Raw genomic sequence first — 11,690 nt, forward strand, 5'->3', positions numbered from 1 at the left:
GTTGCCGATTGGTGCCGCGCCGTAGGTGGTCGGTCGCAACGCAACGGCAACGCAAGCACTTCTACATCGTTCCCCCCGGATCGGGCGTCGGCTTGATGGACGGCGCCGCCAGCGATTGCTTCTCGATTGCCATCGTGCCCAGGCCACTGATGATGCCCACCTCGGGTGGGCCGAGAGGACCCCAGTCGAACTCGGCCACGGCGGAACGGATCACACCGTAGGTGCTGTTGTTCCACCTCGGTGCCGTGGTGGCGAAGATGAGCCGGTCGGCTTGGAGCCATGCCGCAGCCCTGCACTTCTTGGTCACCTCGGCCCTGGACCCGGCCTTGTCACCAGCGAGGTTCGCTGTGCTCTTGCATTCGGCGACGGTCAGGACGTCCTCGTCGTAAACGATCAGATCGATCTCGACCTGCGGCTTTCCATCCAGGGTGAACTCAACCTCCTCGATGTCCTGGTAGACACGCCTTTGTCCCTGTCCATCTTGTGTGGCGAGGTATGCCGACAACAACGCGGGCACCTCACCGTTGTCCCGTAGCAGATGGCGGGCGACAGGGTGCAGATCGTAGAACCAGGTGGGCTCGTGGTCGGGCTTCTTCCACGCCGACAGTTGCAGCTGGCCCGGTGTGTCGCATCGCAGACACGTCCACGCCTGCCCGAGGCGGTCGATGGACTGGAACTGCGCCTCCTCGCAATTCGCACAGACCAGCGCCAGGCCGCGGCGCAACACACCGGCGCCCAATGCCATATCGAGCAGGTCGCGCACCTCCCGCCTGTCCAGCGCCGAGCTTCGCGCGCAAAACCCCTCGAACGTCAGCACGCCCTGGTCGTGCGCCAGAGCGACGCCGTCGCCTGCCGGGTATGCCTTGTTGGTGGACGAACTCGTTGGACGCAATGCTCGTAGAGCGTCAAGCAGAGGACCGCTGAACAGGTCGACGAACCGATGCCGCCCACCGAGCATGCGAGCGAGCAGAGCACCGCGGTGCCCGGCGTCGCTGACGTGGATTTGCAGCCCGTGCTCCCGCGCCTTGGCCTCCACCCAGCGACGCAGCCCGAGATCACGTACAGCGGGACGAGCTAACTTGTTCACGATCGGAGTGCCTGCGGCGACAAAATCGAACCTGTGCGACTGGTACGTGATGCCGTGACGACTAGACCGTGCCCAGGTCAGCCACCTGTTGGTATCCCCGGTGAACACCTCCTGCCCGTCCAGTCCACGTCCGCGGACCGTCGTGGCATCAGGCCACCCGATGTCGACCTGCCAGGTCAAGTCGTTCGGAGGCAACACGTGGTCGTTGCCCAGAATCGGTGCGGGAAGCGGCGCAGCCATGGTGCGTGTCCCGCTGTCGTCGACGACGACCGGAACGGTCACGTGAGTGTCGAACTGCTCGGCGACGGCGAGATGCGTCCTTGTTGGTTGTCCCCACGGCAGCTCCGTGACCGTGCATGCCGACACGGTGGGTTGAGCAGGCTCCCCCCGAAACCGAATCGGACTGCGGAACAGCCGAGCTTGCAGGGCCTCCAGTTCCTCGACGGGCCGGGAGGTCGACACGAGCAACAGACTGCCGGACCGTTGCCGGTACCGTTGCTCGATCTCCGACAGCCCCACACGCAGCGACGACGGCGGCACCTCGTCATCAACCCCCAGGCTGCTCGGCAGCCACACACCCGAGCCATAGGTGAGACGCCACAGACGTGCCAATGCGAAGTCCTCGGGTTTGTCACCGACGACGGCGATCCCGATCCCCCTCCGTGCCACAGTCGACACCGTGACCAATCCCGCCATCGATCGGACATTGGCGGCGGGCAGAGGCTCGACCCTGATCGGCGATGCCACAGGCGGATTCCACACCAGATCATCAGGCATCCGCCCGTCCTGGGTACCCAACAAGCCGGAGATCACCTGTTCCCGCACCGCGTCGTCTAGAACCGGCTCGGTCGCGCCTAGCGCCGGTGCCTCGACCGCGCCGATACCATCGGTGATGAGTGTGCCGATCAGACCGCCCCAGCGTGGCGGGCATGCCGCGACCGAGAGATGATGGGGATGGCTGAGGAACCCGACTTTGGGAAAGTGACCGCGCACCGACAGCGCGTTGTGGAATGTCCGCCCGCCGACCTCGAGGAAAACCTCGTCCTCGTCCCATGAGCCGTCGTCCAGCCTGGTGCGGTAGGGCGAACACACCTGCGCGATCAGACGTCGTGCCGCCTCGTCAGCAGGATTGGGATACGGCTCGTCATGGAGTTCCTCCACGAGTTCGTCCAGCCGGTTGCCGGCCACACGTCGTCCGTCGGGGCCGGCGATCAAGATCGATCCGGGAGGGATCTGCTTCAGTTCCCCGATCGTCACCGGACACATCACGACATAGTCCGGATCGTAGGCGCGACATGCCCGCAGGAGCACCGGATCCACACGCCCGTCTCGGTGCGGAACGAGCGCGAAGCCGCAACCACCCCACACACGGCCCGCCAGGTACAGGGCCCGACGCGCCCAATACGTCCAGTGGGGTCCTCCGTCGAACACCACCACTACACGCGGAGGTCGAAGCGCCATGCTCACCGTCGAGTACGACACGGCGGATGCTGCAGTCATCGCCACACTGAAGCACGCCAGCCAGGACGGCAGCGAGAGAACACGCCGCGTGGATGCCTGGATCCTCCGCGACTACGGCCACGCCGATGCGCTGGTCCTCGCGCCCGACTGTGGCTTCAGCAGCGGGAACCGCGTTGGGGACTTCTCCTGCTACCAGACGAAGATCAACGCATCCGGCCCGTCACTGCCCGGCAGGCTCGACGACCAGTTCGACGCTGGTCGGGTGGGATCGATCCGACAGTCCGGACGAGCTGATCGAATTCGCCGCCGGCGCCGGCGGCGCCCCGGGGCTCCTGGACCGGGAACGAATGCAGTCACGCTACGGGAAACTGCGGCATTGCGCATCTGCAGCCACCATGACAAGTTTTCGGCCGTTGCCGATTGGGCGACGACATCGAATACTTACGATGACGTCATAACAAGGTCCTCCGCCGGTGTCGAACGCCGTCCCCTCCGCTGACGACCGCGCCGCCGAACCGGCCGACAGATGGGCGCACTTTGGGGTGAAAGGGCGGGGCGGTCAGGATCAAGCGATCCTTCAGTCGAGTACAACGAACTCGGTTGGGACGTCACACCCGGCATCGCGTGCTTGGGACTGTCACTGGCGTGGACCTTGAGCTCTCAGTTCCTGGCGCAGGTGTGTGCGCAAGCGCGCTCGTAGAAGGGCCAGTGGTGCTCTTGCGCCCAACTTGGTGAGAAAGTCCTCTACGCTCCACACGATTAGACCGCCTTGGCGCGACAGGTAGAGGCCCACTCTGTCGATCGCGTAGTGGTTGTCGTAGTCCAGCAGCAGGTAACCCGCCAGTTGGTGGAGTTCGTCGCGACCGAGTCGATGAGGGTCCTTTGTGGACTTGCAGTCCAGTAGCAGGCCTCCCAGGATGTAGTCGGCGTCCGCCGGTACGTCGTCGCTTCCGGCGAACACCGGGCCGCACACCTTGGTCGATGGTGGCAGGGCCCGGAGTCCGGCCAGAGGCTGGTCGGCCAAGGCCAGTTGGGCGCGGACGTCCTCCACTACGTAGGGTGGCACGCTGGCGACGAGCTCCGCGAGGGTGGTCCTGGCGTCGCGGCCGGAAAGCATGCTGTAGCGGCGGACCTGGCCGGTGCGGTAGATGTCTTCGAACGACGCGGCGACGTAACACAACCTGGTCAAGGTGTTGCTGTCCTGGGCGGTGGAGCCGGTCAGGTGGGCGTCGATCGTCGCCAAGAGTTCTTCGCCGACAACGGACAGCGCTCGCCTCGAGGAGGCCGGCGGCGCGCCGCGCAGCTGATCGGTGCCTGCCAAGAGGTTCACACCGAGTGAGACCGCGGGGCCGAGGTGACCGCCGAAGGACAGGCGGAGGCGGTAGTCGATGGTGTGGCCGATGCCGGACCAGTCCGGGTACCGGACGTCGATGGGTTGCACCGGATGGGGCAGGGTGGCCAAGTGCTTGTGGTAGTCGCGCAGCAGGTCGGCGGTGGTGGGTAGGTGATCGGCCATGAAGCGGGCGATGGGTGAGTCGGGTCGGCGCAGTTGGCCGGTGAGGCTGAGCGCGGCCAATGGCGTGGTGCGGGTCGCCGAGCCCTTCTCGTACTCGTTGATCCACGAGACGCCTTCGAGGTCCAAGACGAGTCGGGCTCGGGTGACCGCGACGTAGATCAGACGAGCCTCGGCGGTGTTGATGCCCCTCTGCAGGCCGTCGTCGTCGACGGACGGGGCGTCGAAACCCGGCCCAATGCGGACAGTCGCCCACTCGCGGCCTTTCGCCTTGTGCGCGGTGGAAACCACGACCTTCGCGTCGCCCTCGGCCGACAGCCTGTCCACGGCGCGCAGGACCTCTTCCGGGCCGTACTTGTCGACCAGCTTCACGATCGACTTCAAGTCCTGCCCGGCTTTGTCGTTCTCGACGTAGTCCTGCACCTCGCCCCACGAGGTGAACAGGAACAGCTCCGGGTGGCTGGTCCTCCGGCCCGCCTTCAACTCCTCAGCGGCGGAGGCGACGCGCCGGATGGTGTCGCCGCCTCCGGTCAGGGCGACCGATACGCCTTGGTCTAGGTACGCCATGACCTCCTGCATGGCGTCGGCGTTTCCCCGGCACAGCACCACATCGGGGTTGCTCACCGCGCCGATCCTGGACTCGCGGGGACCGCGGCCGGTCAGTTTCAGCGGTGACTCGGCGTGACGCAGCCAGCGGTTGGCCTCCTCCGCGATCCGAGGGCCGAACCGGAACGACTCGGTGAGGTGCAGGGTTTTGGCCGGGAATCCGGTCATCACGTCGCGAGCGTCGCGCCAGCCGTAGATCTGCTGGGCCGGATCCCCGACGCAGATCCGTTGGGCGCTTTGCTTGAGGAAGATCTCTTCGAGCACCGGGTTGGTGTCCTGGGCTTCGTCCAGCATGATGAAGTCCCCGGGAAGGACCGGGTTGGTGAGCGCCCACATCTTGAGGTAGTGGTCGTGTTCGAACCGAAGGGTGCCGCGGTCGGAGCGGATGTCCTCCCACGCGCGCGTCGCGTACGGGAGGAGGGTTCGAGCCAGATAGTCCTGGCCGTCGCCGTCGAGGCCGGTGACCGGTTCCAGGTGGCGGGCCATGACGTGCTTGTCGATCGAGTAGCAGAACCTGCGGATCATGCCCATCACCAGACGAGCCTGGTGGTTGATCTTGACGAGGTGCGTACCGACGCGGAGGTCTCGGGTGATTCCCAACTTCCGGGCCGTCTGCGAAGCCGGGAGGTGGGTCTGTGAGCGTAATCGCTCCTGGTACCGGCTGCCGACGGCCTGATAGGCCAGGGAGTGTGCGGTGCGGCACCGCACGTTGCCGCCGAACCGGGTGTCAGCCTCGTCGGCGATCGCCTTGTTGAAGGCCACGTACAAGCCGCGCTGGCGGGTGGTCGCGGCCATCAGGACCAGCGTGGCGGTCTTGCCCGTCCCGGCGCCCGCGACCAATGCGAGATCGCGGCCAGTGGCGAAGACGTCCCGGGCATCGCTTTGCTCAGGGGTTGGCGTGAGCGCCATCAACACCTTCTTCAGAGAATCCGACGTTCGTGAATCTGCCAGACGACCTGGACGCGGGTTGGTCAGGCCGGCAGGGCGAGTCGAGGAATCGGCAGCTGACGTTGTCGCGGCCGAGACGGTCGCCCTGCCGCCGCCGGTCAGGGCGATTCGACGCCAGGACCCGAGCAGCGACAGCACTTCGGCCATCGCGTCCCCGTTGGTCCGAGGACGGCTGCGAGCTTCGCGCTCGACATGCACGGCATCGCGAGGCGCTCGGCGTACCGCCAACCGACCGCCTGGTAGGCCAGGCTGTGCGCCGTGTCTGCCCCGACGTGGCGGGGGAACCGGCGCCTCGCCCCGTCCGCGATCGAGCGGTTGAACACGAGGTACTGGCCCGGGCGTCGCTTCCGCCTGGCCATCTGGACGAGCGTGGTCGTCTTGCCACTGCCCGCGCCCGCCTGCAACACCACGTGGCCGCCGACGGCGAACGCCTCGACGGCGGCCAGCTGCTCCGGTGTGGGTCGGGTGGACACGCCGCTTACGGCGCCGGTGGGGGCGTGGGCGCGACCGCGGTTCGCCGGGAGGCGACCAGCACCCTGGCGCTGTAGGCAGCCACCAGAGCCACGAGGAGCAGTGCCAGCCAGAACCCGCTGCGAGTCTCGATCATGTCGGGCACGTCCGAGGGTTCCACGTCGTTGGACTCGATCAGTTCGTCGCCGAGCGCGCTGTGCACGGCCACCTGCGTCGCGACCAGGAAGAGGAACGCGACCGCGCCCGTGACGACACCGACGGCGGCGTGCGCCCTCGGGTTGGCGAGCAGCGCGAGGCCGAGCACGAGCACCGCCAACGTGATGATCATCAGTGGTTGCGGTGGCAGGGCGGCGGATTCGTCCGGCGAAGTGTCCGGCTTCCCGGAGACTTCGATGGACGGTTCACCGCCGAACGCCAACTCCCACCCGGTGTACTCGACCTCGACGTCGCCCAGCGACGACTCGCACGACACGGCCGTGAACGGAAGCGCCAGACAAAGCAGGGTCAGTGCCAACATCGGCAGGGTGACCCGTCGTTTTGGTGATTTCGTGGTCATGCTCTCAGTTTCGATGTCGATCGGAAGGGGCGGTACGGGAAGCGTTCACCAATGGTCACGGGTAGTCCCAGACGCAGCCGAGGTACTCCTGGTACACCCAGTCGCGCGTATCCGATCGGTCGACGGTGTACCGCAGGGTGTTGTTGTCGTTGCTCATGTACCGGGAGATCTGGTGCTGGCCGGGGTACGGGCACTGCGAGCCGACCCGGTTGATCAACAACCCGACTGTGCGCTGCACCTTCCACCCGGTCTTGGGGTTCTGGTCCCGGCTGTAGTAGTGGTTAGGTAGAAAGCCGCCGCAGTTCCGAACGCCCGAGTCGCACATGAAGTCGCGGAAACTCCCAGCGTAGCCGCCATCCGGTGGCGATGTGTCCCCGCCGAGCGGGTACGCGTAGCCGAGCGGAGTCGAATCCATCACGTAGTCGTTCGCCGGCACATCGCCGTCGAGCCGCACGACGTGGACATCGCCCTTCTTCCACAGCCACAGCTTGACCGCTTGGTACGGCGAATAGTGGACGATCACCGTCTGGCCGGGGTCCAGCATGGTTTCGGGCGCGGGCTCCTGTGTGGCCACCACGGCGTCTCGGTGCACGCCGTCCGGTCGGGCGTCGCAGACGAAACCTGAGGAAGTCACAGCGGCACAGGCGTTTTCCCGGGTCATCATCACCACGCGAGGCACGGGTTTCTTGGGGATGGGTTCACCGAACACGGTCACGACGATCTCTTGTCCGATGTGGACACCCGTGCCCGCCGCGGGTGAGGTCGACTGGACCGTCCCCGGTGCCGGGCCGGGGGAACCCTGCTGCACCCGGCACGCGATGAGGCCGCCGGTCTGCGCGATGACCGCGTTGCAGAAGCCGGTGCCGACCTGCCCGGGCGGGTTGACGAGGTCGGGCATCAGCACGAACTCCCAGTGGCGCAGGGTCACCCGGGAGCCCTTGGCGGCGGTGCTGCCGGCGCCCGGGTCCTGCTGGGCGACCAAGCCGATGGCGCCGAAGCCGGCGCCGGGATCGGGCATGGGCTGCCGGTCGCAGATGTCCGCCCCGTCCTGCGACAGGACGGTGTTGACCGTGGCACAGGCGTCGTCGATCCGCCGGTTGCGGACGTCGGGAACCGTGAGGCCGCCCCACACGTGCAGGTCGACGATCGTGTTCTCGGCGACCCGGGCACCGCCGGGAGGCCTGGTGTCCCGCACCGTGCCGGGGGTGCCGCCGGCACCGATGTCCACGGCCTGGCAGCGCAGGCCGCTGTCCTCCAGCGTCGCGCAGGCGTCCTCCCGCGGCGTCCCCGGGGGGATGACCGGAACGACCACCCGCGTGACCGGGTCGTCGGAGGGCGGTGTCGGACTGGGGTTGGGGCTGGTGGTGCGGGGCGGGGGTGGAGCGCTCGGCGGCGCGGTCGTCGTGGTCGTGGTCGGCCGGGGCACCGGGCTCTTGGGCGGCCCGAGACCCGCGGTATCGGTCTCCACGCCGCTGCCTTCGCCCTTGTCGATGAGCGTGCGCTCGCCTTCGGGGGTGATCGCGAGGGTGGCGCGGTCCTTGGCGTCGTTGGCCACGACACGGCGCTGTTGCACGTCGAGGGCGAACGTCTCCGACTTGCCGGGGACCTTGATGGACGCGGCACGCTCGCCGGTGCCCACGTCGAACGCGAGCAGTTCGTGCGTCCGGTGGTCCGGGACGTACACCACGTCGTCGAGCACCACCGGAGCCCCGAGGACGTGGCCGGAGCCGCGCGGCAGGTCGTCGAACTCGCGCCGCTTCCCGGTGCGGGGGTCGACCACGACCAACCTGCCCGTGCGGTCCAGCACCACGAGGTAGCGGCCCGCGCCCTTGGCGGAGGGCACGAGGACGTTCGGCCCCGACGGGACCGGCTCCCGGTTGACCGCCTTCGGTTGCGCCGCCGCGAGGTCCAGGGCCTGTCCCGCCTCGGTGATGCCGATGGGGCGGCCGTCGGCGAGCGTGAGGTGCCTGACGGGCGTGGGGGTCGCGACGGTCCGCTGCACGCGGTCGCCGACCACCTGGACGACCTCGGCCTTGCCGGCGTCGTCGGTCAGCAGCCAGAGGCCGTCCTTGCCGTCGCCCACGGCCACCTCGGTGGCGCCGGGCACCCGGACCGGTGCTCGCGTGCTGGTGTCGTCACCGAGCTGGACGACGACGTCGGAGTCCGGGTAGAGCACGAACGCCGCCGACGCCGCGGCCACCACGAGGGGCGCCTCAGTCCGCTTGCCCCCGGCCGCCTCGCTCGGCCGGACCTCGCCCTGGTCGCGGAAGTCGGTGCCGAGCAGCACCACCTGCCCGGTGGTCTTGTTGACCGACGCGACCCGGCCGTCGGCGAGCGTGACCAGTTCGAGCTGCTGGTCGCCGGTCGCGAGCGCCCGCGCCTCGGCTTCGACCCGCGCGGTCTCGGTGTTGACCACCACCGGTGTGTCGCCGCGCTGAACGACGGCCTGAGCATTGCTCAGTTCGTTCTTCGTCATGCTGTAACCGGCGCCGATCGACGCGGACAGCAACCCTGCCAGCAGTGCGCCACCCACGGGCAACAGGCGTTTTCCACTTGCTCGGTCCGGTCGGGATTCGACCACGGGAAGTCTCCAGTACGGCAATCGGAGTAGCGGCCGCATTCGATTTGGCGGCGGTCGCCCGTGGAGAGTACAAAAGCCCGGGCATCAAGAAAACGGGAACCGCTTCCCAAGTCGAGGGGGCATGTCGGTGAGTGGGTCGCCGGTGGTCGCGCGCGTCGGTTCGTCGGTGTACGAGGTGTCCCCGGACGAGGAGTTCGTCTTCGGCCGATCGAGCTCCTGCACCGTGTGCCTGGACCCCGCAGACGTGGCCATCTCACGGCACGCAGGCGCGCTGAGCTGCGAGAACGGTGCCTGGTTCGTCGTCAACCGAAGTGCGAGTCGCAACCTTGTCGTGGTGGACGACTCCCACCTGCGCAGTGTGCTCGGACCGGGTAAGCGCCACCTGCTGCAGGGGCCCACGCGGGTGCTCGTGCAGGGTTCGGAACCGAAGCCCCACGTGATCGAGATCGAAGCCCCGGAGGGGGAACCCGCAATCCTGCGGGATTCGTCGACGGGATTGGCGACGGTCACCGGGGTTGGTGTTGCGCTCACTTTTGAAGAGAAGCTCGCATTGGTCGCGCTGTTCGCCGGTTACCTGCAAAAAGGTGAATTGTACGATCCTTACCCGCGCACCTACGAGGCCGCCGCGAAGCGATTGGGCTGGCCCCGTTCCACCCTGCTGAAGAAGATCGAATATTTGCGCACGCGGCTGACCAGGGCGGGCGTTCCCGGGATGTCGGGCAACAACGCGCTGCTCAACCTCGCCGAGCACGTGCTGACCCTGCGGCTGGTCGTCGAGGACGACCTGCGGCTCATCGGCAAGTGAGACCGCACCGGGTGATGTCGATGGGAAGCGTTCCCGATCCTCGCGCGGCGACGAGCCCCCTAGCGTTCGGCTCGGCAGCGGAGTCGGACCAGGGAGCGGGTGTGCGGGTCGAGCTGGTGTGCGTCGGACGTGACGGAGGTCGGCGGGCGGTGGAGGTGACGGCGGCCCCGTCGCACCGCGTGGCGGACCTGGCCGCGGCGCTCGGGTGCCGCCAGGAGCTGTACCTGGGCGCGACCCCGCTGCCCGGCTGGTTGTCGCTGACCGATGCGGGCATCGCGGACGGCGCGGTGCTCGGCCTGGACCGGTCGGCGCCCCCGGTGATGAGCTCGGCCGTGGGCGGAGGCGTGCGGGAGATCGCGGTGGTGGGCGGTCTGCACGGCGGGCCCAGCGCCACGCTGTACCCGTCCGGGGCGCTCACCATCGGTCGCGGCACGGCGGCGGACCTCGTGCTGCGCGACAGCGAGGTGAGCAGACGCCACGCGCGCGTGGTGACCACCGGTGACGGTGTCTCGGCGCGCTTGGAGGACACCGGCTCCCGCAACGGCGTCCGCCGCAACGGCGAGTTGATCTCCGGCCCGGTCGACCTCGGGCCCCGTGACGTCGTCGGTCTCGGCGAGACCGTTGTCGGCCTGCGGCCTGTGGTCCCGGCCGACGCACGGGTGGACGACCTGCCCGGAACGCCGGTGCGGGTGTTCCACCGTCCGTCCCGGGCGCCCGCGGCGGCGCGTGCCGAGGACTTCCCGGACCCGACGCGGGTGGCCGCGCTGGCCTGTGCGCCGTCGAGCCGGCTCTGGGAACGCCGTCCGTCCGATGTGGACTTCCTGCGGTTGCGGGTAGGCCTCCGCGACGAGCCGGCCGTCGCCGTCGAGGCGGTGGACCTGCGGCAGTGCGGGGTGTTCGGCATCGCGGGCCCGCGCCCGTCCCTGACGGCCGTCGCGCGCGCCCTCGTGGCGCAGGCCGCCGTGCTACACGCACCCGACGACCTGGCGGTCGTCGTCGTGACGGGCCACGACGCCGAGGCGGACTGGGACTGGGTCGGCTGGCTGCCCCACACCCGACCGCCCACCGACGACTTCGACTGCGCCCGGCTGGTCGCCACCGACGCCGGGCAAGCACGCGCCCGGCTCGGCGAGCTGTACGCGCTCGTCCGCGAGCGGGTCGCCCGGCGGCACGGCGCGCTGCGCGCACCCGGTCCCGACTTCCTGTTGGTGCTCGACGGCGTGCGGCGGCTGCGCGAGCTGCCCGGGCTCGGCGAGCTCCTCTCCGACGGGCCGCCCGTCGGCGTGCACCTGCTGTGCCTGGCGCAGCCCGGCGAGGTCCTGCCCGAGGGGTGCGCCGCGACACTCGTGGCAACCGGCCCGACCGGCACTCGCGGCCGGCTCACGCGGCCCGCGGCGCAAGCCGTCCACGACGTGCTGCTCGACGGACTCGCGCCCGACCACGCGACCCGGCTCGCCCTCGCCCTGGCGCCGTTCCGGCTCGAAGGCGAGCAACCCCACGAGGACTGGACCGGACCGATCGCCGTGCGCGAACGCCGGTTCACCGCGCTGGGGCGGGCACAGCGGGCGCCCGTCGCGCTCGACGACGACCCCGACCGGACGACCGCGGTGTCCGAGCGGGGGCCGGGTCGGCGCTGACCGACATGGAACGAAGCGAGCGTGA

Annotated in this window: 8 protein-coding genes; 3 read left to right on the top strand and 5 right to left on the bottom strand. The window is 68.7% G+C overall.

Annotated elements, in window-relative coordinates; translation table 11 throughout:
• Positions 1–61 precede the first annotated feature (61 nt).
• Positions 62–2,344 (bottom strand): hypothetical protein, encoded by a 2,283-nt coding sequence (locus DFJ66_RS38610; RefSeq protein WP_211351456.1) that lies wholly within the window; start codon positions 2,342–2,344, stop codon positions 62–64.
• A 202-nt stretch (positions 2,345–2,546) separates the two neighbouring features.
• On the opposite strand from DFJ66_RS38610, the gene DFJ66_RS42360 reads away from it, so the two are divergent.
• On the top strand, positions 2,547–3,047 hold the full coding sequence (locus tag DFJ66_RS42360; RefSeq protein ID WP_147459495.1) for a hypothetical protein: 501 nt from the start codon (positions 2,547–2,549) through the stop codon (positions 3,045–3,047).
• Between the two features lie 138 nt (positions 3,048–3,185).
• Here the strand turns inward: DFJ66_RS42360 and DFJ66_RS38615 are convergent, their stop codons facing one another.
• The 4 genes from DFJ66_RS38615 to DFJ66_RS38630 are packed head-to-tail and all read right to left on the bottom strand — an operon-like array spanning position 3,186 to position 9,118.
• Positions 3,186–5,762: a UvrD-helicase domain-containing protein gene (locus DFJ66_RS38615; RefSeq protein WP_211351457.1), complete on the bottom strand. Its 2,577-nt coding sequence runs from the start codon at positions 5,760–5,762 to the stop codon at positions 3,186–3,188.
• Positions 5,714–6,088: a UvrD-helicase domain-containing protein gene (locus DFJ66_RS38620; RefSeq protein ID WP_121229166.1), complete on the bottom strand. Its 375-nt coding sequence runs from the start codon at positions 6,086–6,088 to the stop codon at positions 5,714–5,716. The genes DFJ66_RS38615 and DFJ66_RS38620 overlap by 49 nt, the downstream gene beginning before the upstream one ends.
• A 5-nt stretch (positions 6,089–6,093) precedes the next feature.
• Positions 6,094–6,642 carry a hypothetical protein gene (locus tag DFJ66_RS38625; protein ID WP_147459496.1) on the bottom strand — a complete coding sequence of 183 codons (549 nt, stop codon included), beginning with the start codon at positions 6,640–6,642 and terminating at the stop codon, positions 6,094–6,096.
• Positions 6,643–6,697: 55 nt separating this feature from the next.
• Positions 6,698–9,118 (bottom strand): hypothetical protein, encoded by a 2,421-nt coding sequence (locus DFJ66_RS38630; protein ID WP_147459497.1) that lies wholly within the window; start codon positions 9,116–9,118, stop codon positions 6,698–6,700.
• A gap of 247 nt (positions 9,119–9,365) precedes the next feature.
• Here DFJ66_RS38630 and DFJ66_RS38635 point away from each other — a divergent pair, with 247 nt between their 5' ends.
• Both DFJ66_RS38635 and DFJ66_RS38640 read left to right on the top strand, forming a co-directional pair.
• Complete coding sequence (locus DFJ66_RS38635) at positions 9,366–10,028, top strand: FHA domain-containing protein (RefSeq protein WP_170199964.1); 663 nt, start codon at positions 9,366–9,368, stop codon at positions 10,026–10,028.
• A 101-nt stretch (positions 10,029–10,129) separates the two neighbouring features.
• Positions 10,130–11,665, top strand: a complete 1,536-nt coding sequence (locus DFJ66_RS38640; RefSeq protein WP_121229178.1) for an FHA domain-containing protein — start codon at positions 10,130–10,132, stop codon at positions 11,663–11,665.
• The last annotated feature ends 25 nt before the right edge of the window (positions 11,666–11,690 follow it).

This window comes from Saccharothrix variisporea (assembly GCF_003634995.1).
Taxonomy (GTDB): Bacteria; Actinomycetota; Actinomycetes; order Mycobacteriales; family Pseudonocardiaceae; genus Actinosynnema; species Actinosynnema variisporeum.

Excerpts from the sequence above, each read along its gene's own strand:
- DFJ66_RS42360 (WP_147459495.1), top strand. The coding sequence starts at position 2,547 with ATGCTCACCGTCGAGTACGACACGGCGGATGCTGCAGTCATCGCCACA.
- DFJ66_RS38615 (WP_211351457.1), bottom strand. The coding sequence starts at position 5,762 with ATGGCCGAAGTGCTGTCGCTGCTCGGGTCCTGGCGTCGAATCGCCCTG.
- DFJ66_RS38625 (WP_147459496.1), bottom strand. The coding sequence starts at position 6,642 with ATGACCACGAAATCACCAAAACGACGGGTCACCCTGCCGATGTTGGCA.
- DFJ66_RS38630 (WP_147459497.1), bottom strand. The coding sequence starts at position 9,118 with ATGACGAAGAACGAACTGAGCAATGCTCAGGCCGTCGTTCAGCGCGGC.